Raw genomic sequence first — 22,472 nt, forward strand, 5'->3', positions numbered from 1 at the left:
GATTTTCGCCACCCGATTCCTACCTACAGAATAGGGGCGAGCGATTCTAGGGACCCCCCGGCACCAAGTCAAGATGCCAGGGGGCCTGGAGGGCGCTTAATTCCTGCCCCCTTACTCCTGATCAGAAGAGCTGAGCGCCTCGGACAGAGCCGCTTCCACCTCGTCCATGGTCGGACCGTCACCGCGCGCATCCGCACGCTGGCGCCGGCGATCCATGTGATAGGCATAGCCAGTCCCGGCCGGAATCAGACGGCCCACGACCACGTTCTCCTTGAGACCGCGGAGATCGTCTTCTTTCCCGGTTACCGCCGCTTCGGTCAACACCCGGGTGGTCTCCTGGAAGGAGGCCGCGGAGATGAACGATTCGGTGGCCAGGGAAGCCTTGGTGATACCCAGCAGCATCCGATCAAACTGAGGCCGCATCTTGTCTTCACCTTTCAGGCGATCCAGCTCTTCCATCACCCGGGCGTATTCCACTTGCTCGCCCTTGATGAAGGCCGACTCGCCGACTTCGGTGATTTCCACCTTACGCAACATTTGGCGGATGATCGTTTCGATATGCTTATCGTTGATCTTCACACCCTGCAGGCGGTATACCTCCTGCACTTCGTTGACGATATAGCGGGCCAGCTCCACCTCACCCTTGAGACGCAGAATGTCATGCGGGTTCAGCGGGCCGTCGGAAACCACCTCGCCTTTCTCCACGTGCTCACCTTCGAACACGTTGAGCTGGCGCCATTTGGGGATCAGCTCCTCGTAGGTGTCGCCACCATCGTCCGGGGTAATCACCAAACGCACCTTGCCCTTGGTTTCCTTGCCGAAGGACACGGTACCGGTTTTTTCCGCCAGAATAGCTGCTTCTTTCGGATTACGGGCCTCGAACAGATCCGCCACCCGCGGCAAACCACCGGTGATATCCCGGGTCTTGGAAGACTCTTGCGGAATCCGCGCGATCACGTCACCCACCGAGATATCGGCCCCGTTCTTCAGGCCGCACAACGCGCCGCCGGGCAGGAAGTAGTTGGCCGGGGCATCGGTATTCGGCAGGCTTACCGCCTTACCTTTGCCATCCACCACACGAACCACCGGACGCAGGTCCTTGCCCGCGGACGGACGGTCCTGACTCGGCATCACTTCGATGTTGGTCAGGCCGGTCAGCTCATCGGTCTGATAAGTAACCGCGATACCTTCTTCCATATCACCGAACAGCACCTTACCCGCGGCTTCGGCGATGATCGGGTGAGTGTGCGGGTCCCAGGTCGCCACGACCTGACCACCGTCCACGGAATTCCCTTCATTCACCGTAACCAGAGCACCGTAGGGCACTTTGTAGCGCTCGCGCTCGCGGCCCAGATCATCGGCCACCGCCAGCTCGGCTGAGCGGGAAACGATCACCAGACCGTCTTTGTGGGTCACGTGCTTGGCGTTGTGGAAACGCACCTTGCCGCCGTGCTTGATCTGGATGCTGGACACCGCGGAGGCCCGGCTTGCCGCGCCACCGATGTGGAAGGTCCGCATGGTCAGCTGGGTACCCGGCTCACCAATGGACTGGGCCGCGATGACACCGACAGCCTCACCCACGTTGACCTGATGGCCACGGGCCAGATCACGGCCGTAACAGGAGGAACACACGCCCCAACGGGTGGCACAGGTGATGGAGGAACGCACCTTCACTTCGTCCACACCCATGGTTTCCAGCTTGTCCACCCATACTTCGTCCAGCAGGGTGCCGGCTTCCACGGCCACTTCGTCCTGGTTCAGCGGATTCATCACGTCGCGGGCCACGACCCGACCCAGCACCCGCTCACGCAGGGGCTCGACCACATCGCCACCTTCAATCAGCGGGGTCATGATCAGACCCTGCTCGGTGCCGCAATCTTCCTCGGTGATCACCAGATCCTGGGCCACGTCCACCAGACGACGGGTCAGGTAACCGGAGTTCGCGGTCTTCAGTGCGGTATCCGCCAGACCTTTCCGGGCACCGTGAGTGGAGATGAAGTACTGCAGTACGTTCAGACCTTCACGGAAGTTACTGGTAATCGGCGTTTCGATAATGGAGCCGTCCGGCTTGGCCATCAGGCCGCGCATACCGGCCAGCTGACGAATCTGGGCGGCGGAACCCCGCGCCCCGGAATCGGCCATCATGAAGATGGAGTTGAAGGAGCCCTGCTCTTCATCCTTGCCTTCGCGGTTTTTCACCACTTCGGTCTTCAGGTTCTCCATCATCGCCTTGGCGATCTGGTCGTTGGTACGGGACCAGATGTCCACAACCTTGTTGTAGCGCTCACCGCGGGTTACCAGACCGGAAGCGAATTGCTCCTCGATCTCGCGCACCTCTTCCTCGGCCTTGCCGATCAGCTCGTACTTGGCCTGCGGAATGACCATGTCCTCCACACCGATGGAGGAGCCGGACAAGGTCGCTTCGCGGAAACCCAGATACATGATCTGGTCAGCGAAGATACAGGTTTCCTTGGTACCCAGGATCCGGTAGCAGGTGTTCAGCAGCTTGGAGATCGCCTTCTTGGTCATGTTCTGGTTGACCATGTCGAAGCCGATGCCTTCCGGCACGATGTCCCAGATTTTACAGCGGCCCGGAGTGGTATCCGCGATACGCCATTCCCGGTGGATGTTGCCTTCCTGGTCCTTGACCACATCCTCCAGGCGCACCTTGATGCGGGCGTGCAGATCCACCTCTTTGGTGCCCAGCGCGCGCATCACTTCCTTGGTGTCGGCGAACACCCGGCCTTCGCCTTTGACGTTCACCTTCTCACGGCTGATGTAGTACAGACCCAGCACCACGTCCTGGGTCGGGCCGATGATCGGCTCACCGTTGGCCGGAGACAGGATGTTGTTGGTGGACATCATCAGTGCCCGGGCTTCGAGCTGCGCTTCCAGGGTCAGCGGTACGTGCACCGCCATCTGGTCACCGTCAAAGTCGGCGTTGAAGGCGGCACACACCAGCGGATGCAGCTGAATCGCCTTACCCTCGATCAGTACCGGCTCGAACGCCTGAATGCCGAGACGGTGCAGGGTCGGCGCCCGGTTCAACATCACCGGGTGCTCGCGGATCACCTCGGCCAGAATGTCCCAGACCTCGGCGGTTTCGCGCTCGACCATCTTCTTGGCCGCCTTGATGGTGGTGGCCAGGCCGCGCCCTTCCAGTTTGGAGAAGATGAACGGCTTGAACAGCTCCAGCGCCATCTTCTTCGGCAGGCCGCACTCGTGCAGCTTCAGGGTCGGCCCCACCACGATCACGGAACGACCGGAGTAGTCCACCCGCTTACCGAGCAGGTTCTGACGGAAACGCCCTTGCTTACCCTTGATCATATCCGCCAGGGACTTCAGTGGGCGCTTGTTGGAACCGGTGATGGCACGGCCGCGGCGGCCGTTATCCAGCAGCGCGTCCACGGACTCCTGCAGCATGCGTTTTTCGTTACGCACGATGATGTCCGGGGCGTTCAGGTCCAGCAGGCGCTTGAGACGGTTGTTCCGGTTGATCACCCGGCGATACAGATCGTTCAGATCGGAAGTGGCGAAGCGGCCACCATCCAGCGGCACCAGCGGACGCAGATCCGGCGGCAGCACTGGCAGAACGGTCATGATCATCCACTCCGGCTCATTACCGGAAGCCTGGAACGCTTCCATCAGCTTCAGTCGCTTGGACAGCTTCTTCAGCTTGGTGTCGGAGTTGGTGGAGTCGATCTCTTCACGCAGCGTGTTGATCTCGTCGCGCAGATCCAGATCCTGCAGAAGCTGTTGCACCGCCTCCGCGCCCATCTTCGCTTCGAACTCATCACCGAACTGTTCCAGCGCATCGAAGTACTCTTCGTCGGTCAGCAGCTGGCCACGTTCCAGGGTGGTCATGCCCGGCTCGGTCACGACAAAGGATTCGAAGTACAGCACCCGCTCAATGTCGCGCAGGGTCATGTCCAGCATCAGACCGATGCGGGACGGCAGCGACTTCAGGAACCAGATGTGGGCAACCGGGCTGGCCAGTTCGATATGGCCCATGCGCTCACGGCGAACCTTGGAGAGCGTGACTTCAACGCCACATTTCTCACAGATCACACCACGGTGCTTGAGACGCTTGTACTTACCGCACAGGCATTCGTAGTCCTTGATCGGACCAAAAATGCGCGCGCAGAACAGGCCATCACGCTCCGGCTTAAAGGTCCGGTAGTTAATGGTCTCCGGCTTTTTCACTTCGCCAAAAGACCAGGAGCGGATCAGATCCGGCGGTGCCAGACCGATGCGGATCTTGTCGAACTCCGTGACTTGTCCCTGACTTTTGAGCAAATTCAGCAAGTCTTTCAAGGCCAGTCCTCCGTATGGAGCTTTCGCTCGCGATTCTTTCCTACTAAATCCGGGTCAGGCAGTGGCGCCGCTCTGTTGTTGGAAGAGCGGCGCCGCGGCCTCAGTCGTTTTCCAACTCGATGTTGATACCGAGGGAGCGGATTTCCTTCAACAGCACGTTGAAGGATTCCGGCATGCCCGGATCCATCCGGTGATCTCCGTCGACGATGTTCTTGTAGATGCGCGTACGCCCATTCACATCATCGGATTTCACGGTGAGCATTTCCTGCAGAGTGTAGGCGGCGCCATAGGCCTCCAGTGCCCACACTTCCATCTCACCGAAACGCTGACCACCGAACTGCGCCTTACCACCCAACGGCTGCTGGGTAACCAGGCTGTAGGAACCGGTGGAACGCGCGTGCATCTTGTCGTCCACCAAGTGGTTCAGCTTCAGCATGTACATGTAGCCGACGGTCACCTTACGGTCGAACTTCTCGCCGGTACGGCCATCCCACAGTTCGATCTGGCCGGAACGGTCCCGCTTGGCCAACTCCAACAGCGCCTTGATCTCGTACTCCTTGGCACCATCGAATACCGCGGTCGCCATCGGCACACCACCACGCAGGTTGCTGGCCAGTTCGATGATTTCATCATCGGAGAACTCGTCCAGGCTTTCGCGGCTGCCACCGGCGCCGGTGCGGTTGTAGATCTGATCGAGGAAGTCACGCACTTCGGCGACTTTCTTCTGCTCGTCCAGCATCTCGCCGATGCGCTCGCCCAGACCTTTGGCGGCCCAGCCGAGGTGGGTTTCAAGAATCTGACCCACGTTCATCCGCGACGGCACACCCAGCGGGTTCAACACCACATCCACCGGAACACCGTTGTCGTCATACGGCATATCTTCCTCGGGCATGATCACGGAGATCACACCTTTGTTACCGTGACGACCGGCCATCTTGTCACCGGGCTGGATACGACGCTTGATGGCCAGGTAAACCTTGACCACTTTCAGAACACCGTGGGACAGATCGTCACCGCCGGAGATCTTGGCCTGCTTGTCCTTGTAGCGCTCGTCCTGCTCTTTCTTGTGCTGCTCCAGGTACTGGTGCGCACGTTCGAGCTGTTCGGCCACGTCCTCGTCCGCCGGGCGCAGTTCAAACCATTTGTCCGCATCCAGTTCATCAAGGATCTCGCGGGTCAGTTGGGTGCCACGCTTGAGGCCGGCCCCTCCGTTGACCTTCTTGCCGGTCATCACGGAACGCAGACGATCCAGGATGTCCTGCTCGAGGATCCGGTACTCGTCTTTCAGGTCCTTACGGAATTTCTCCAGGGCCTCTTGCTCGATCTGCTTGGCGCGCTCGTCTTTCTCGACACCATCACGAGTAAACACCTGCACGTCGATGACCGTGCCCTTGACGCCGGAGGAAACCCGCAGAGAGGTATCCTTCACGTCGGACGCTTTCTCACCGAAGATGGCACGCAGCAGCTTCTCTTCCGGAGTGAGCTGGGTCTCGCCTTTCGGCGTGACCTTGCCTACCAGAATGTCGCCGGCTTCCACTTCCGCGCCGATGTAGACGATGCCGGATTCGTCCAGCTTGGCCAAAGCCGCCTCACCCACGTTGGGAATATCCGCAGTGATCTCTTCGGCACCCAGCTTGGTGTCCCGGGCAATCGCGGTCAGCTCCTGGATGTGGATGGAGGTAAAGCGATCCTCCTTCACCACCCGCTCGGAGATGAGGATGGAATCCTCGAAGTTGTAACCGTTCCAGGGCATGAAGGCGACGCGCATGTTCTGACCCAGCGCCAGCTCGCCCATATCCACGGACGGACCGTCCGCCATGATGTCCCGGGCCGCCACCTTGTCACCCACTTTCACCAGCGGGCGCTGGTTGATGCAGGTGTTCTGGTTGGAACGGGTGTATTTGGTCAGGTTGTAAATGTCCACGCCGGCTTCACCCTCGGCCACTTCATCGTCGTTGACTTTGACGATGATGCGCGAAGCATCCACCTTGTCGACCACACCACCACGCTGGGCCACCACGCAAACCCCGGAGTCCCTGGCCACGTGACGCTCGAAGCCGGTGCCCACCAGCGGCTTGTCGGCACGCAGTGTCGGTACCGCCTGGCGTTGCATGTTGGAACCCATCAGCGCCCGGTTGGCGTCATCGTGCTCCAGGAACGGAATCAGGGACGCGGCCACGGACACCACCTGGCGCGGCGAGACATCCATATGGGTAATGGTGTCGCGCTCCATGACGGTGAATTCGTAGCGGTGACGCACGGTGACGAAGTCTTCCACGAAGCCGCCGTCGTCGTTCATCTTGGCATCCACCTGAGCGATCACGCACTCGGCTTCCTCGATGGCGGACAAGTACTCGATCTCGTCGCTCACCTTGCCGTCGATCACTTTACGGTACGGGGATTCCAGGAAACCGTACTCATTGGTGCGCGCGTAGCTCGCCAGGGAGTTGATCAGACCGATGTTCGGACCTTCAGGGGTCTCGATCGGACACACGCGACCATAGTGGGTCGGGTGCACGTCGCGCACCTCAAAGCCGGCACGCTCACGGGTCAGACCGCCCGGGCCCAACGCGGACACCCGCCGTTTGTGGGTGACCTCGGAGAGCGGGTTGTTCTGATCCATGAACTGCGACAGCTGGGAGGAGCCGAAGAACTCCTTCACCGCGGCAGCCACCGGCTTGGCGTTGATCAGGTCCTGCGGCATCAGCCCTTCGGATTCCGCCAGGCTCAGACGCTCTTTCACCGCCCGTTCAACACGTACCAGGCCCACGCGGAACTGGTTTTCCGCCATCTCACCCACGGAGCGCACACGGCGGTTGCCGAGGTGGTCGATATCGTCCACCACGCCATTACCGTTGCGGATATCCACCAGCGTCTTGAGCACGTCGACGACATCGGACACTTCGCCGCCGAGCTGTTCGTGGTATTGCTTGCCTTCCTCATCGGTACGGGCGCTGAAGTAGCGGCCGTCGTAGAGGATGCCCGGACCGGTTTCGACTTCCCGACCGAGACGACGATTGAACTTCATCCGGCCCACGCCGGAGAGATCGTAACGCTCGTCGGTGAAGAACAGGTTCTTGAACAGATTTTCCGCCGCTTCCTTGGTCGGCGGCTCACCCGGGCGCATCATCCGATAGATTTCCACCAGCGCCTCAAGCGGGCTGCGGGTGGGATCGGCGCGCAGGGTATCGGCAATGAACGGACCATGGTCCAGATCATTGGTGTACAGAGTTTCAAAACGGGTAATACCCGCCTTGCTCAGTTTTTCCAGGACATCGGCGGTCAGCTCGGTATTACACTCGACCAGAATTTCGCCGGTGTCCTCATCAATGATGGATTTGGCCAGATAACGGCCCTGGAGGTATTCCGCCGGAATCTCCAGGTATTCGATATTGGCTTTTTCCAGTTGGCGAATGTGGCGCGCGGTTACCCGGCGGCCACGCTCCACCACCACTTCGTCACCGGCAAAGATGTCGAAGGTGGCGGTTTCGCCACGGAGACGCTCCGGCACGAGACGCATGCGATAGACATCGCCTTCGCTCAGAATCTCGTTGGTGTCGAAGAACATCTCCAGAACTTCATCGGAGGTGTAGCCCAGCGCACGCAGCAGAATCGTCGCCGGCAGCTTGCGGCGGCGATCGATACGTACGTAGACCAGATCCTTCGGATCGAATTCGAAGTCCAGCCAGGAACCACGGTAGGGAATCACCCGGGCGGAATACAGCAGCTTGCCGGAAGAGTGGGTTTTACCCTTGTCGTGGTCAAAGAACACACCCGGAGAGCGGTGCAGCTGGGACACGATGACCCGCTCGGTACCATTGATCACGAAGGTACCGTTTTCGGTCATCAGTGGGATCTCGCCCATGTAGACCTGCTGCTCACGGATGTCCTTGATCGCGCCATTGGACTCTTTGTCGTAGATCACCAACCGGATGCGCACGCGCAGCGGCGCGGCGTAGGTTGTGCCACGAATGATGCACTCTTTGACATCAAAGACCGGCTTGCCGAACTCATAGCCGGCATACTCCAAGGCCGCGTTGCCCGAGTAACTGGAAATCGGGAAAACGGACCGGAAGGCAGCTTCCAAGCCTTCTTCCAAGCGCGCCTCGGCGCCTTTATCCTGCTGTAGGAATTTGCGGTAAGAATCGAGCTGTATGGCCAGCAGGTACGGGACCTCCATGACCTTGGGAAGCTTGCCGAAATCTTTGCGGATCCGCTTTTTCTCAGTGAATGAGTATGCCATCTGCGTTCCTCGGCTGTTGACCACCTATCACCCCAGGGTGATATCTCTGCACGAAACCGTTCGTACAGAAACGACAAAAGGCTGGCAGCCCTTAAGCTGCCAGCCGGCGCCTTTCCTCGTTGTCGCGGAAAGACATGGCGTTACCGCGCTTACTTGAGCTCGGCGGTACCGCCAGCCTCTTCGATCTTTTTCTTGATCTCTTCGGCTTCGTCTTTGGAAACGCCTTCTTTGACCGGAGCAGGAGCGCCCTCGACCAAGTCTTTCGCTTCTTTCAGACCCAGACCAGTTACTTCGCGAACTGCCTTGATCACGCCGACTTTCTTGTCGCCGAAACCGGTCAGAACCACGTCGAATTCGGTCTGCTCTTCCGCGGCGGCACCAGCGTCGCCACCGGCAGCTGCCGGTGCGGCTGCCACTGCGGCAGCTGCGGTTACGCCAAACTTCTCTTCCATGGCCTCGATCAGTTCGACGAGGTCCATAACGCTCATTTCAGCAACTGCGCTGAGGATATCTTCTTTGGAAACGGCCATTTTCAATCTCCTAAATCACCGTACGGGCGATCACGATTGGATCGGGTAGTTACGCCGCCAGACTTAATGTCAGGCAGCTTCCTGCTGTTTCTTGTCCTTCACAGCGGCCATCGTGCGAACAAACTTGCCAGGCACCTCGTTGAGGGTACGGACAAACTTGGCCACCGGGGCCTGCATGACGGACAAAAGCTGAGCAAGGGCCTCGTCGCGGGTAGGCAGCTTGGCCAGGACATCGATATCCTGAGCACCATACGCCACACCGCCGACAGCCAGCGCTTTCACTTCGAGCTTGTCATGATCCTTGGCGAAATCCTTGATGAGCCGAGCGGCAGCGCCCGGATCTTCTTGGGAAAACGCCAGGACAGTGGGGCCGACCAGCGAATCGTTGAGGCACTCATATTCGGTACCTTCAACAGCACGCTTGGCCAGCGTGTTCCGAACTACTTTCAGATACACGCCGGTTTCGCGGGCCTTCTTGCGCAGCTCGGTCATCTGAGCCACGGAAAGACCACGATAGTCGGCAACCACAGCAGACAGCGCTTCGGAAGCAACAGCGTTCACCGAAGCCACAATCGCCCGTTTGTCCTCCAGATTCAAAGGCACAATTTACCTCCTGGATTCACAAACAAACCGGATTCCCAGACTGCGTAACCGAGGATCCGGCGGTTGCCATGACCGGTTACCCGGTCGTTATCGCGGAAGCCAGCCCCTGCTTTGACACAGGATTTGCAACTACCGCGCCTACGCAGGCGGTCACCCCTTAACCCTCCCCGAGACCTGAGCTCATAAAGCCAGACTGCGTCTCGCAGGACGGACCTGCGGTCTTTGACGCCCCGACGGCATGCCGCCGGGATCAAAGAACGTGGGCCGCGCCAATCAATCGGCGCGACCCATATACCTTACATAGCCAGAGAGGCGGTATCGATCGCCAGGCCCGGGCCCATGGTGCTGGACAGCGTTACTTTCTTGAAGTACGCGCCCTTGGCGGAAGCCGGTTTCGCCTTCTTCAGGTCGGCGATCAGTGCTTCCACGTTTTCCTTGATGGCATTGGCATCGAAACCGATCTGACCAACGGTGCAATGGATGATGCCACCCTTGTCGGTACGGTAACGCACCTGGCCGCCCTTGGCGTTTTTCACCGCCTGAGCCACATCCGGGGTCACGGTACCCACTTTCGGGTTCGGCATCAGGCCGCGAGGACCAAGGATGGTACCCAGCTTGCCGACCACGCGCATGGCGTCGGGAGAAGCAATCACCACATCAAAGTTGATTTCGCCGCCCTGAACCTGCTCGGCCAGGTCGTCAAAGCCCACCACGTCGGCGCCGGCTTCTTTCGCTTCTTCGGCTTTGGCGCCTTGAGCAAACACCGCCACACGAACGGTTTTCCCGGTACCGTGAGGCAGAACGGAAGCACCACGGACGTTCTGGTCGGATTTACGCGGGTCGACGCCCAGGTTCACCGCCACATCAATGGACTCTTTGAATTTCACCGCTGACAGCTCGGTCAACAGAGCTACCGCCTCTTCCACCGGGTACGCCTTGCCCGGCTCAATTTTTTCGCGGATGGCGCGGGCGCGTTTGGACAGTTTGGTCATTGTTTAGTCCTCTACGTCCAGGCCCATGGAACGGGCGGAGCCCGCGATGGTGCGCACGGCGGCGTCCAGATCGGCAGCCGTCAGATCCGGTTCTTTCGCCTTGGCGATCTCTTCCAGTTGCGCACGATTCACCTTGCCCACCTTTTTGGTGTTGGGCTCACCGGAACCGCTCTTGATACCCGCTGCTTTCTTCAGCAGGTAGGCGGCCGGCGGTGTCTTCATGGTGAAGGTGAAGGAACGGTCGTTATAAACCGTAATCACCACCGGCACCGGCGCACCGGCATCCAGCTGTTGAGTCTGGGCGTTGAACGCCTTACAGAACTCCATGATGTTCACGCCATGCTGACCCAGCGCGGGACCAACAGGCGGTGAAGGGTTAGCCTGACCCGCTGCCACCTGCAGCTTGATGTAGGCTTGTACTTTCTTAGCCATGCTATTGAGACTCCTTGGGTGCGAACGCCCGAATGAAACAGGCTCCCCTCAGGTTGTCGACAACCCGGCGCAGATCGCCGGGACGGGCGTCAGGTCTTTTCAACCTGACCGAATTCCAGCTCCACCGGAGTAGAGCGACCGAAAATAAGCACGGCCACGTGCAGCCGGCTCTTCTCGTAGTTGACTTCCTCGACCACGCCATTGAAATCGGCAAAGGGCCCATCGACAACCCGCACCACTTCGCCGGGCTCGAACAGCGTCTTGGGCTTCGGCTTTTCAACAGCGTCATCCATGCGACGCAGGATGGCATCCGCCTCTTTCTGGGTAATCGGAGAAACACGCCCGGGATTCTTCGGATCTTCTCCAATGAAGCCCATGACCTTCGGCGTTTCCTTTACCAAATGCCAGGAGTCGTCGCACATCTCCATTTGCACCAGCACATAGCCTGGGAAAAATTTCCGCTCGGACTTACGTTTCTGACCGCCACGAATCTCGACCACCTCTTCGGTGGGCACGAGAATTTCGCCAAACAACTCTTCCATGGAGCGCAATTTGATGCGTTCTTCCAGAGCCCGTTTGACGTGCTTTTCAAAGCCGGAATAGGCGTGTACCACGTACCAGCGCTTAGCCATGTGTACCCCTTAGCCGATGAGCGTCGAGATCAGGCCGCTGAGCGCCCAGTCGAGCACGAACAACAGCAGCGCCACGATCACCACGAAGACCAGAACGATCAGCGTGGTCTGCAGCGTTTCCTGACGGGTGGGCCACACCACCTTGCGCAGCTCCACCATGGAGTCCTTACGCAGTTGATTGAAGGACCTGCCCTGCTCGGTCTGCAAAGCCACGAAGGCCGCAACCAGGGCAACCGCCACCACGCCAAGGGCCCGATACAGGGGAGACACGTCGGAGAAATAGCTGTTGCCAAAAACAGCAGCGGCCACCAGAGCGGCAACGACAAGCCACTTGATGACCTCTAGAGTGGAGGACCCAGATTGTCCTTCAACTTTCTCGTTCATCTGCCGATGCACCCCGCCGCCTGACGGCAGCTCTGGGAAAATTGGCAGGCCAGGAGGGACTCGAACCCCCAACAGCCGGTTTTGGAGACCGGTGCTCTACCAATTGAACTACTGGCCTGTAACTCAGTATTCAGAAACAAAACAGGCCGGAGCCGAAGCCCCGGCCTCGAATTGTCTTACTCTACGATCTTGGCCACCACGCCGGCGCCAACGGTACGGCCACCTTCGCGGATCGCGAAGCGCAGACCGTCTTCCATGGCGATCGGTGCGATCAGCTCAACGTCCATCTGCACGTTATCGCCCGGCATCACCATCTCGGTGCCTTCCGGCAGCGTACAGGCACCGGTCACGTCGGTGGTACGGAAGTAGAACTGCGGACGGTAGCCGTTGAAGAACGGAGTGTGACGACCACCTTCGTCCTTGCCCAACACGTACACCTCGGCAACGAACTTGGTGTGCGGGGTGATCGATCCCGGCTTCGCCAGAACCTGACCACGCTCCACTTCGTCACGCTTGGTGCCACGCAGCAGCACGCCAACGTTCTCACCCGCGCGGCCTTCGTCCAGCAGCTTGCGGAACATCTCAACACCGGTACAGGTGGTCTTGGTGGTATCTTTGATACCCACAATCTCGATCTCTTCACCCACCTTGATGATGCCACGCTCCACACGACCGGTTACCACGGTACCGCGGCCGGAGATGGAGAACACATCCTCGATCGGCATCAGGAACGGCAGATCCACCGCACGCTCCGGCTCCGGAATGTACTCGTCCAGCGTTTCCACCAGCTTCTGTACCGCCGGCATGCCGATCTCGCTGGTGTCACCTTCCAGCGCTTTCAGAGCGGAACCCTTGATGATCGGGGTGTCGTCGCCCGGGAAGTCGTAGTCGCTCAGCAGCTCACGCACTTCCATTTCAACCAGTTCCAGCAGCTCTTCATCGTCCACCATGTCCGCTTTGTTCAGGAACACAACGATGTACGGCACGCCCACCTGGCGAGACAGCAGAATGTGCTCCCGCGTTTGCGGCATCGGGCCGTCAGCCGCGGACACCACCAGAATCGCGCCGTCCATCTGCGCCGCGCCGGTGATCATGTTCTTCACGTAGTCGGCGTGACCCGGGCAGTCAACGTGCGCGTAGTGACGGGTCGGAGAGTCGTACTCCACGTGGGAGGTCGCGATCGTAATACCACGCTCACGCTCTTCCGGGGCGTTATCGATCTGATCGAAGGCGCTCGCCGAACCAGAACCCCACACCTCGAAGCACACCCGCGTCAAAGCGGCCGTCAGCGTCGTCTTACCATGGTCAACGTGACCAATCGTGCCCACGTTTACGTGCGGTTTATTACGTTCAAACTTTTCCTTTGCCACGACTCTCTACCTCTCAACTTGGCTGTGCATTTCCGTCTGAACGGCGCCTCTGCCCAGATAAAACCCTGTCGGACCGCGCCTTCCGCGGACCATCTTGGCACCACCAAGACACATAAAGCCGGACCCAGGTGGTACCCGGGCCCGGATTCTGGAGCTCATGACCGGATTTGAACCGGTGACCTCACCCTTACCAAGGGTGTGCTCTACCTACTGAGCTACATGAGCGTAACCTTTATTTCGCAGACCTCTTTGTTGGCCTGCGAACTTCCGCAGCCTGGAGCGGGCAGCGGGAATCGAACCCGCATCATCAGCTTGGAAGGCTGAGGTTCTACCACTGAACTATGCCCGCAAACCTTCTGTCTGCCCGCCAGCTTGCTGGCGATATATCTGGTGGAGGGGGGAGGATTCGAACCTCCGAAGCTTTCGCGTCAGATTTACAGTCTGATCCCTTTGGCCACTCGGGAACCCCTCCAGAAAAGGGCCTACATTCTCTTTACGGCTCAGCCCCTTGTCAACATGTTTTCAGGGGCTTTCAAGCTCCTGGCGCGGCAGAAAAGGTGGAGCTGGCGAGAGGAGTCGAACCCCCGACCGGCTGATTACAAATCAGCTGCTCTACCAACTGAGCTACGCCAGCATGAAGCGAGCTTTGCTTCAAAGGCTGCGCATTCTATAGAAACCCCAAGGGGTCTGCAATCGCTTCTCGCCACCCCGGGCAAGAACATCATGACCTGACAGTCACCCTTTCCACTGAGCGTTCCCCGGACACTGACTCTTGCTACGACCCGCCTGCGGGTTTCCAACCAGAAAATCAGCCAGAGCAGCCCCGCCATCTTCCGTCGGGGGCAAATAAATCCAATACTCCGTCACCTCCCGAGCGGTCTCACGAACGAAGACAGGGTAGCCGGCATTACGCATTTTTGTGCGCAAACCTTCCGCAGACTCCACACTGGAGAAATATCCCAGGGAAATGGCGTTGGCATAATCGCCCTCTTTGACGACAAAACTGTCCACTCCCAGGGCCTGCAATTCGTTGAGTGCCTCCAGCGCGCGCCGGCGAGACTCGAAAGGAGGAAGGTAGACCCAGTTCAGACGATCCTTCTCTACCCGAACGGGCTCGATCCGCCCCGCCAGACCAGCCGCCCTCAGTTGTATTCTCGCCCGGCGAGCCGCGTCACTGTCGGACCAGGGGCCGACAACGGTACATGACGCGGTCTGAGAAGGGGGGGCCGCCGCCAAGGCAGCCCTGTCGGGTTGAGGCTGCTCAGTGAGCAGCGCCAAAGAGGACGCAGCGCCAGTCGCCGACGCTTTCGCGGCGGACTGCGGACTTGAAGCCAGGGAGGTCCCTTCCAATCGATCAACTGTCAGGTGCCAACCCAGATAAACCAGGTTGGCTACCAACAGCGTATAAAATACCCAACGCACAGCGCGCGCCCCCAGGTTATTTTTGTCGAGCAGCCACCCGCTCCAGCCCGTCCAGCACCAGATCCGGCTGCAGGTCGAAATCGAATGGGAAGGAGGCGCTCAGTTCCCGGGCATCCCCGCCCGTTACCAGTACCGGGCAAGTATCGGAAAGCCGTTCACGCAGTTCAACCACTACATCCGTGACAAAGGCCACAGACATGCGCAACAGACCGTTATGGACGCATTCGCCAGTGGACTGCCCCAACCCCAGTCCGGCCTGACCCGGGCCGACATGCACATCCGCAGTATCGCGCAATAAGGCGGTACGGAGCATGCCCAGCCCCGGCACGATGTAGCCGCCGAGAAACACGCCATCCTCATCCACTGCGTCGATAGTCAGAGCGCTGCCGCAATCCACGACGATACCGGCCCCGTGGCGCCGATGGCATTCGATCAAGGCAACCCAGCGGTCCACCCCCAGGCGCCGGGCCTCGGGATAGCAGTTGTGGACACCAAAATCGTCCCGAACGGAATAATAGAATTCCGCCGCCAGCCCGGTGGCCTCCCTGATCAACACACCAATCCTGGCATCCGCTTCCGCCCCCGCCACCGAGGCGACCCAGACGGAGTCAAAGGGCTGATGCGAAGCGAGAGGGTCACGCAGAGCCGCCTCCCAATCCCGCCGATGGGTTCCACCGCCCTGCTCGATATCATCGCCACGGCGGCGGCGCCATTTCAGGGCCGTATTCCCCACATCGATAAACAACTTCATTGCAATCTCAAACTGACTTCGCCGCCATGCAAATAGTGGCGCTTACCCTCGATCTCCACGCACAGAGCCCCATCTTCGGCGACCCCCCGCGCGATCCCCGTCTGCGACTTGCCGGCGGTGATCACCGTCACCGCCTTGTCCCGCACCAGGTCCAGTTCCCGATAGGCTGGCACGAAAGCCGCGAATCCTCGGGCGACAAAGGTGTCCAGCATATTCAGCAGCGCACCGGACAGTGACTCGGCCAGTTCAGTACGGGACATGCTCAGGTCACCATACTGCAGCAGGCTGGTCCAGGGTTGGTCAATGCTGTCGGCCTGCGCATCCAGCATGGCCACATTGATCCCCACACCGACCACGACCTGAACCTGCGTCTCTATTTCACCAGCCAGCTCGATCAATACCCCACCCAGCTTACGCCCTTCCACCAGCAGATCATTGGGCCACTTCAGCCCCAATGGCAGCCCCGGGCAGGCTTGCTCCAGGACTTGGCTGACCGCGACCCCCGCGGCCAGGCTGAGCCCGCCCAGGGAGGCAAAACCACCCGGCAGCCGGTATAGAACGGAAAGGTAGATATTGGCGGCGAAAGGTGACCGCCACTGGCGTCCGCGCCGGCCACGGCCGGCACTTTGAAATTCGGTGGTGACCACCAGAGGGCCTTCCCGCCCTTCCACGGCCAAGGCAAGCGCATCAGCGTTGGTGGATCCGGTCACCGGGCTGAAAATCAGCTCGGCCCGGCCGGCCAGCCCCTCACTCAGTCGGCTCTCATCCAACAGGTCCAGGGGCCGGGCCAGCCGATAGCCCTTGCCACGAACCGACTCCACGTCCAGACCCAGCTCCGCCAGGCGTTGTATCCGTTTCCAGATGGCGGCCCGGGAAATGCCAAGCACCTCGCCGAGATCCGCCCCGGAATGGAAACGCCCGTCGGCCAAAACCTGAACGAGGGGCAGATCCGCACTGTATTCCATCTACAATCAATGCTCCCAGATCACACCACGGGAAGCCGCCCATTCCGGCAAGTCCGCCGCGTAGTGTTTTTCGATTTCATTGCGCTTGAGCTTCAGCGTGGGGGTCACCAGACCATTCTCCACGCCCCAGGGCTCCTTGCACACCACCAGGGAGGCAAGCCGCTCATGAGGGTCGAGTTGATTGTTTACCCGGGTCAGCAATTCATTCAGTTGCTGGGTAAAATGCTCTTTCTCAGCGCCTTTGCTCAATTTGCCCTGTTCTTCCGGCGTCAGGTTCAACAAAGCGATGGGCTGCGACATATTCGCCCCAATCACGCATACCAGCTCGACACCAGGCTGGCTGGCCAGACGGTTTTCGATCGGTGCCGGCGCCACGTACTTCCCTTTCTCGGTTTTAAAGATCTCCTTGATCCGCCCGGTAATCCGCAACCGGCCGCCTTCATCGATCTCACCCACGTCACCGGTTTTCAGCCAACCGTCCTCGGACAGCACCTCAGCGGTCAAATCCGGCTGCTTGTAATAGCCGCTCATGTTGCCGACGCTGCGAACCAGCACCTCGCCACCTTCACCGATGCGGCATTCTACCCCATCATTGGGGGTGCCGACCCATCCAATCTGCTGATCACCCTGCACCGTGGTATGCGACCACCCGAAGTTCTCGGTCATTCCGTAAACTTCCAGAATCTCCAGGCCCAGCGTGTTGAACCAGGAAATGATCTCGGTGGACAGCGGCGCCGCACCAGACAGCGCCACCCGGCACTCGTCCAGCCCCATGGCTCCCAGCACCTTTTTCTTGATCACCTTGTTCAGCAGCGGAATTTTCAGCAGGGTATTGAGCTTCTTCGGCGGCACCGCCTCCGACGCTTTCTGATAGAACTTGGACCAGATACGGGGCACCGCGAAGAAAAGCGTCGGCTTGGCGCGCTTGATGTCTTCACCAAAGGTATCCAGGGACTCGGCGAAGTAGACGGTGTTTCCGACGTACAGCAGGGCGGTTTCCACCGCCGCCCGTTCCGCCACGTGAGACAGGGGCAGATAGGAGATCATCCGGTCGGATGGCTCCAGGTTATAAACCCGGATCACTTTATCGCCAACGGCGGAGAGACTGCGGTATTGGTGCATCACGCCCTTCGGGGTCCCCGTGGTCCCCGAGGTATAAATGATCGTGGCGAGGTCATCCGGGCCCGGTTGCGCCACCTCGGTCAGCGGCTCATTCTGAGCCACGATGTCAGTCCATACCGGGCAGGACTGAAGTACCTCTTCCGGCGCCAAGGAAAAAGCGACCTGCTCAATCCCTTCCGGCACGCCGTCCTTCATGATGTCCCAGTCGTCCAGCTTGCCGACGAACAACAGGCGGGATCCGCTATGCTCGAGGATCTGCCTTACCGAATCCGCCACCAGGGTCGGATACAGCGGCACACTGACCGCGCCGGCTATCCAGATCGCCAGATCGGCCAGAATCCATTCGGCGCAATTCTTGGACACCAGGGCCACCCGGTCACCGGACTGGATCCCCTGGGCCCGCAGATAGGACGCCATGCGATGGGCCTCATCAGAGACCTCTTTCCAGGTGTATCGGCGAACCCGATCCCCGCCCAGAGGTTGCACCATGGCCACGTCGCCGGGTTGCTGCTGGTAACGATCTTGAAGTGCTTGAATCGGTGTTTTCATGGTTACGTTATTCTGATTCGTCATTGTATTCACCTGTTTCCCAAACCAAGAAGAGAGGCCGTCAAATGCCGCTTCGCCTCGGGAACACGAAGCCGGCGGAAGAGCGCGTACCACAGCACCCAGGTCAACCGCGAGTGGTCATGGGCCCGTTAGAACTGTGTACGATTATTGAGCATAGAGATACAACAGGCAGGGATAAAGAGGTTTGACGGCAAAAAAAGGACGTCCGTCCAAAGTGCACCGTGATCGGGCATTTCGGGCCACGCCTCGGCATGAAGGATGACCCGCCTGGGTCCAAGCCCGGCCTGCTTGAGTGATTGGATCGGGGTGCGGAGCGGAGGAGCAGGGCTTGTCACATGGGCCCAGAAGTAGGGACAGGGTAAGCGTCCGGCGACCCCATCTTGAGTCGACGGTTGCGGCCTTCACGATAGTGTCCACTTATTTCTTAGTGGACACTATCGATGGACCCGTTAAGCGTATCTCAGCCCCAACCTCAACCACGACGTCGCCGTCACTTCTCCCGTGAGTTCAAGGCGCACATCGTGGCCGCCTGTCAGGAACCGGGCGTGTCCGTCTCCCGGATCGCCCTGGACAACCAACTCAACGCCAACCTGGTCCGCCGCTGGATCCGTGAAGCCGAGCAAGCCGGCCAGACAATAACGTCACCCGCGTTTATGCCCTTGGCGGTACCGGTGGCGTCGAGCCCTCCTGACCGGTCTTGCGCCAAGGAGTCGGGTAACCGCATCCGCATTGAAGTGCCCCGCTCCGGCGGACCGGTCATCGTGGAATGGCCCGCCGAGCAAGCCCATCAGTGCCTGGCCCTGTTACGCGAGCTGCTGCGATGATCCGCATCGACGAGATCTGGCTGGCCACCGCGCCACTGGACATGCGCGCCGGACCGGACAAGGCCCTGGCCCGGGTGATCCAGGTGTTCGGTGCGGCGAAGCCACATCAGGCTTACCTGTTCGCCAACCGCCGGGGCAACCGCATGAAAGTGCTGATCCACGACGGCTTCGGTATCTGGCTGTGCGCCCGCCGGCTCCATCGGGGCAAGTTCCACTGGGGTGACGCTTGGCGCGGCGATCAGTTGCGCCTGAATGAAGAACAACTGGCCGCCCTGGTGCAGGGCCTGCCCTGGCAGCGACTGGGCGACGAGGCCGTGATCTCGGTGCTGTAACCACACCTCGTTCCCGTTGGCTATACGCCCAACCTCCAATCGCCCACCGGGCGCTGGCTTGGCATACTGTCCGCATGACCTCGCGCCCTGACCTCAACGCCCTCTCTCCCGACCAACTCCGTGCCCTGGCCACCGAGTTGTTCGATCACTTGGAGAGCAAGGATCGGGTCCTCGCCCAAAATGACCGGACCCTCAGCCAACAAGAAAAAGCGATCCGTCACCGCGACGCGGTGATCGAGAAACAGGCCCACGAACTGGCGCTGCTCAAGCGCCACAAGTTCGCCCGGCGCAGCGAGCAGTTCAAGGGCGTGCAGGGCCAGTTGCTTGACGAACTGATCGACGCCGACCTGGCCGCCATGGAGGCGGAGCTGGCCGAGTTACTTCCAACGCAGGCGCCCCCCGCCGCTGCCAAGCAACAGCCCAAGCGCGCCCCGCTACCGCCCCAACTGCCCCGCACCCTGATCCACCATGAACCCGAGGATACGCAATGCCGCTGTGGGTGTGCGCTCAAGCGCGTCGGCGAGGACATCAGCGAGAAGCTGGACTACGTGCCGGGCGAGTTCACGGTGGAGCGCCATATCCGGGGCAAGTGGGCCTGCGAGCAATGCGAGACCTTGATCCAGGCGCCGGTGCCGAGGCAAGTCATCGACAAAGGCATCCCGACGTCTGGGCTGCTGGCCCAGGTGCTGGTGGCCAAGTACGCCGATCATCTGCCCCTGTACCGCCAGGAGCGCATCTTCGGCCGGGCCGGTCTGGCGATCCCCCGTTCCACCCTGGCCGAGTGGGTGGGCACCTGCGGTGTGTGGTTGCAGCCACTGGTGGATGCGCTCAGAGCCCAGTTGCTAGCCCAGCCGGTGCTGCACGCGGATGAAACGCCGGTAGCGATGCTGGCACCGGGCAAGAAGAAAACCCACCGGGCCTATGTGTGGGCTTACTGCAGCACCTCGTTCTCTGAACTGAAGGCCACGGTCTACGACTTCGCGCCCAGCCGGGCGGGCGCACACGCCCGCGCCTTCCTGGGGGACTGGCATGGCAAGCTGGTGTGTGACGACTACGCTGGCTATAAGGCGGGCTTCGGCGAGGGCATTACCGAGATCGGTTGCCTGGCGCACGCCCGTCGCAAGTTCCACGACCTGCACGTGGCCAACAAGAGTGAGCTGGCCGCCCAAGCGCTGGAGTCCATCGGTGCGCTGTACGGGATCGAGCGAGAGGCGAAGGATCTGCCGGATAAAGACCGCCAGCGCTTGCGCAACGAAAAAGCCCGGCCCATCGCCGACGCCCTGCACCAATGGATGATCTCCCGACGGCAAAAAGTCCCGGACGGCTCGGGTACGGCCAAAGCCCTGGACTACAGCCTGAAACGCTGGGCGGCGCTGACGCGCTACCTGGACGATGGCGCGGTGCCGATCGACAACAACCGGGTGGAAAACCAGATCCGCCCCTGGGCGCTGGGGCGCAATAACTGGCTGTTCGCGGGCTCTCTGCGCAGTGGTCAACGTGCGGCCGCCGTCATGAGCCTGATCCAGTCGGCGAAGCTGAACGGCCACGATCCTTATGCGTATCTGAAGGATGTGCTGGCTCGGCTGCCGACGCACAAGAACAACGCCATCGACGAACTCCTGCCGCAAAACTGGGCGCCGACCTCCGCCTGACAAGGTGGGATTACCGGACGCTTACGGGACAGGAGCTCATCGTATCCTAAATATAAAAAACCCCCGGCACGTTCGTGACGGGGGTCTTTTATATTTAAGAGCCTGACGATGACCTACTCTCACATGGGGAAGCCCCACACTACCATCGGCGCTGAGCGGTTTCACTTCTGAGTTCGGCAAGGGATCAGGTGGTTCCCACTCGCTATAGTCGTCAGGCAAACCGGCTTGGGATCTGTTTTGACAGATCACCAAATCTGTTTACCTCACTGGTATAACCAGCAAAGTATTCTGAGAAATTAGGAAGTCCAGCGTCAGAGCGTTATCCAACACTCATTCTATCAGATGCAGTTCAACTGCTTTGGCGTTATATGGTCAAGCCTCACGGGCAATTAGTACGGGTTAGCTTCACGCCTTACGGCAGCTTCCACACCCCGCCTATCAACGTTGTGGTCTTCAACGGCCCTTTAGGGGAATCAAGTTCCCAGAGAGATCTCATCTTGAGGGAGGCTTCCCGCTTAGATGCTTTCAGCGGTTATCCCGTCCGAACGTAGCTACCCGGCAATGCCACTGGCGTGACAACCGGAACACCAGAGGTTCGTCCACTCCGGTCCTCTCGTACTAGGAGCAGCTCCTCTCAAATCTCTAACGCCCACGGCAGATAGGGACCGAACTGTCTCACGACGTTCTAAACCCAGCTCGCGTACCTCTTTAAATGGCGAACAGCCATACCCTTGGGACCGGCTTCAGCCCCAGGATGAGATGAGCCGACATCGAGGTGCCAAACACCGCCGTCGATATGAACTCTTGGGCGGTATCAGCCTGTTATCCCCGGAGTACCTTTTATCCGTTGAGCGATGGCCCTTCCATACAGAACCACCGGATCACTAAGACCTGCTTTCGCACCTGCTCGACTTGTAGGTCTCGCAGTCAAGCACCCTTCTACCTTTACGCTCATTGCACGATGTCCGACCGTGCTGAGGGTACCTTTGTGCTCCTCCGTTACTCTTTGGGAGGAGACCGCCCCAGTCAAACTACCCACCACACAATGTCCCCGACCCGGATAACGGGCCTGGGTTAGAACCTCAAACATGCCAGGCTGGTATTTCAAGGTTGACTCCACAATGACTGGCGTCACTGCTTCAACGTCTCCCAGCTATCCTACACAAGCAGGCTCAAAGTCCACTGTGAAGCTGTAGTAAAGGTTCACGGGGTCTTTCCGTCTAGCCGCGGGTACACAGCATCTTCACTGCGATTTCGATTTCACTGAGTCTCGGGTGGAGACAGTGCCCCCATCATTACGCCATTCGTGCAGGTCGGAACTTACCCGACAAGGA

Annotated in this window: 16 protein-coding genes, 5 tRNA genes and 2 rRNA genes (1 of these 23 cut by a window edge); 3 read left to right on the top strand and 20 right to left on the bottom strand. The window is 59.8% G+C overall.

All coding sequences use genetic code 11. The annotated features are described in order from the left end of the window. Positions 1–111: 111 nt before the first annotated feature. The 18 genes from rpoC to B5T_RS18885 form a co-directional block, all read right to left on the bottom strand. The gene (gene rpoC, locus B5T_RS18800) at positions 112–4,314 is read right to left on the bottom strand and encodes a DNA-directed RNA polymerase subunit beta' (RefSeq protein WP_014996118.1); all 4,203 of its coding nucleotides are present in this window, start codon (positions 4,312–4,314) and stop codon (positions 112–114) included. A gap of 100 nt (positions 4,315–4,414) precedes the next feature. Beyond that, positions 4,415–8,557 (bottom strand): DNA-directed RNA polymerase subunit beta, encoded by a 4,143-nt coding sequence (gene rpoB, locus B5T_RS18805; protein WP_014996119.1) that lies wholly within the window; start codon positions 8,555–8,557, stop codon positions 4,415–4,417. A gap of 149 nt (positions 8,558–8,706) precedes the next feature. Next, positions 8,707–9,087, bottom strand: a complete 381-nt coding sequence (rplL, locus tag B5T_RS18810) for a 50S ribosomal protein L7/L12 (protein WP_014996120.1) — start codon at positions 9,085–9,087, stop codon at positions 8,707–8,709. 69 nt (positions 9,088–9,156) lie between these two features. Then, positions 9,157–9,690: a 50S ribosomal protein L10 gene (gene rplJ, locus B5T_RS18815; RefSeq protein WP_014996121.1), complete on the bottom strand. Its 534-nt coding sequence runs from the start codon at positions 9,688–9,690 to the stop codon at positions 9,157–9,159. A gap of 296 nt (positions 9,691–9,986) precedes the next feature. Then, a complete protein-coding gene (gene rplA, locus B5T_RS18820; RefSeq protein ID WP_014996122.1) occupies positions 9,987–10,682 on the bottom strand; it encodes a 50S ribosomal protein L1 in 696 nt (231 codons plus the stop codon). Between the two features lie 3 nt (positions 10,683–10,685). Then, positions 10,686–11,114, bottom strand: coding sequence for a 50S ribosomal protein L11 (gene rplK, locus B5T_RS18825; protein WP_014996123.1), 429 nt, complete (start codon positions 11,112–11,114; stop codon positions 10,686–10,688). Positions 11,115–11,203: 89 nt separating this feature from the next. Continuing rightward, positions 11,204–11,746, bottom strand: coding sequence for a transcription termination/antitermination protein NusG (gene nusG / locus B5T_RS18830; RefSeq protein WP_014996124.1), 543 nt, complete (start codon positions 11,744–11,746; stop codon positions 11,204–11,206). Between the two features lie 9 nt (positions 11,747–11,755). Further along, the gene (secE, locus tag B5T_RS18835; protein ID WP_041717744.1) at positions 11,756–12,130 is read right to left on the bottom strand and encodes a preprotein translocase subunit SecE; all 375 of its coding nucleotides are present in this window, start codon (positions 12,128–12,130) and stop codon (positions 11,756–11,758) included. A 42-nt stretch (positions 12,131–12,172) separates the two neighbouring features. Then, a tRNA-Trp gene (locus tag B5T_RS18840) sits at positions 12,173–12,248 on the bottom strand. 58 nt (positions 12,249–12,306) lie between these two features. Next, complete coding sequence (tuf, locus tag B5T_RS18845) at positions 12,307–13,500, bottom strand: elongation factor Tu (protein WP_041717128.1); 1,194 nt, start codon at positions 13,498–13,500, stop codon at positions 12,307–12,309. 149 nt (positions 13,501–13,649) lie between these two features. Continuing rightward, a tRNA-Thr gene (locus B5T_RS18850) sits at positions 13,650–13,725 on the bottom strand. 50 nt (positions 13,726–13,775) lie between these two features. Then, positions 13,776–13,849 (bottom strand) — tRNA-Gly (locus B5T_RS18855). 39 nt (positions 13,850–13,888) lie between these two features. Then, positions 13,889–13,972: transfer RNA gene (locus B5T_RS18860), tRNA-Tyr, on the bottom strand. A gap of 86 nt (positions 13,973–14,058) precedes the next feature. Continuing rightward, positions 14,059–14,134 (bottom strand) — tRNA-Thr (locus B5T_RS18865). 101 nt (positions 14,135–14,235) lie between these two features. Next, positions 14,236–14,922, bottom strand: a complete 687-nt coding sequence (locus B5T_RS18870; protein ID WP_014996126.1) for an SPOR domain-containing protein — start codon at positions 14,920–14,922, stop codon at positions 14,236–14,238. 16 nt (positions 14,923–14,938) lie between these two features. Continuing rightward, positions 14,939–15,673: a type III pantothenate kinase gene (locus tag B5T_RS18875; protein WP_014996127.1), complete on the bottom strand. Its 735-nt coding sequence runs from the start codon at positions 15,671–15,673 to the stop codon at positions 14,939–14,941. After that, positions 15,670–16,638 (bottom strand): bifunctional biotin--[acetyl-CoA-carboxylase] ligase/biotin operon repressor BirA, encoded by a 969-nt coding sequence (birA, locus tag B5T_RS18880; protein ID WP_014996128.1) that lies wholly within the window; start codon positions 16,636–16,638, stop codon positions 15,670–15,672. Before birA ends, B5T_RS18875 begins: the two co-directional genes overlap by 4 nt. A 6-nt stretch (positions 16,639–16,644) precedes the next feature. Next, complete coding sequence (locus B5T_RS18885; RefSeq protein ID WP_014996129.1) at positions 16,645–18,333, bottom strand: AMP-binding protein; 1,689 nt, start codon at positions 18,331–18,333, stop codon at positions 16,645–16,647. Positions 18,334–18,770: 437 nt separating this feature from the next. Here B5T_RS18885 and tnpA point away from each other — a divergent pair, with 437 nt between their 5' ends. The 3 genes from tnpA to tnpC all read left to right on the top strand — a co-directional run bounded on the left by tnpA (position 18,771) and on the right by tnpC (position 21,138). Further along, on the top strand, positions 18,771–19,154 hold the full coding sequence (gene tnpA / locus B5T_RS18890) for an IS66-like element accessory protein TnpA (RefSeq protein WP_041716686.1): 384 nt from the start codon (positions 18,771–18,773) through the stop codon (positions 19,152–19,154). After that, a complete protein-coding gene (gene tnpB / locus B5T_RS18895) occupies positions 19,151–19,486 on the top strand; it encodes an IS66 family insertion sequence element accessory protein TnpB (protein WP_014992698.1) in 336 nt (111 codons plus the stop codon). The genes tnpA and tnpB overlap by 4 nt, the downstream gene beginning before the upstream one ends. A gap of 74 nt (positions 19,487–19,560) precedes the next feature. Then, positions 19,561–21,138 (top strand): IS66 family transposase, encoded by a 1,578-nt coding sequence (gene tnpC / locus B5T_RS18900; protein WP_014992699.1) that lies wholly within the window; start codon positions 19,561–19,563, stop codon positions 21,136–21,138. A 100-nt stretch (positions 21,139–21,238) separates the two neighbouring features. Here the strand turns inward: tnpC and rrf are convergent. Next, positions 21,239–21,354: ribosomal RNA gene (rrf, locus tag B5T_RS18905) — 5S ribosomal RNA — on the bottom strand. Between the two features lie 152 nt (positions 21,355–21,506). Beyond that, positions 21,507–22,472 (bottom strand): 23S ribosomal RNA (locus tag B5T_RS18910) (it continues 1,923 nt past the right edge of the window).

The organism is Alloalcanivorax dieselolei B5 (assembly GCF_000300005.1).
Classification (GTDB): Bacteria; Pseudomonadota; Gammaproteobacteria; order Pseudomonadales; family Alcanivoracaceae; genus Alloalcanivorax; species Alloalcanivorax dieselolei.

What these genes read in the sequence shown, in the direction of transcription:
- rpoB (WP_014996119.1), bottom strand. Translation starts at nt 8,557, where the DNA reads ATGGCATACTCATTCACTGAGAAAAAGCGGATCCGCAAAGATTTCGGC.
- rplL (WP_014996120.1), bottom strand. Translation starts at nt 9,087, where the DNA reads ATGGCCGTTTCCAAAGAAGATATCCTCAGCGCAGTTGCTGAAATGAGC.
- rplA (WP_014996122.1), bottom strand. Translation starts at nt 10,682, where the DNA reads ATGACCAAACTGTCCAAACGCGCCCGCGCCATCCGCGAAAAAATTGAG.
- rplK (WP_014996123.1), bottom strand. Translation starts at nt 11,114, where the DNA reads ATGGCTAAGAAAGTACAAGCCTACATCAAGCTGCAGGTGGCAGCGGGT.
- nusG (WP_014996124.1), bottom strand. Translation starts at nt 11,746, where the DNA reads ATGGCTAAGCGCTGGTACGTGGTACACGCCTATTCCGGCTTTGAAAAG.
- secE (WP_041717744.1), bottom strand. Translation starts at nt 12,130, where the DNA reads ATGAACGAGAAAGTTGAAGGACAATCTGGGTCCTCCACTCTAGAGGTC.
- B5T_RS18875 (WP_014996127.1), bottom strand. Translation starts at nt 15,673, where the DNA reads ATGAAGTTGTTTATCGATGTGGGGAATACGGCCCTGAAATGGCGCCGC.
- birA (WP_014996128.1), bottom strand. Translation starts at nt 16,638, where the DNA reads ATGGAATACAGTGCGGATCTGCCCCTCGTTCAGGTTTTGGCCGACGGG.
- B5T_RS18885 (WP_014996129.1), bottom strand. Translation starts at nt 18,333, where the DNA reads ATGACGAATCAGAATAACGTAACCATGAAAACACCGATTCAAGCACTT.
- tnpA (WP_041716686.1), top strand. Translation starts at nt 18,771, where the DNA reads ATGGACCCGTTAAGCGTATCTCAGCCCCAACCTCAACCACGACGTCGC.
- tnpB (WP_014992698.1), top strand. Translation starts at nt 19,151, where the DNA reads ATGATCCGCATCGACGAGATCTGGCTGGCCACCGCGCCACTGGACATG.
- tnpC (WP_014992699.1), top strand. Translation starts at nt 19,561, where the DNA reads ATGACCTCGCGCCCTGACCTCAACGCCCTCTCTCCCGACCAACTCCGT.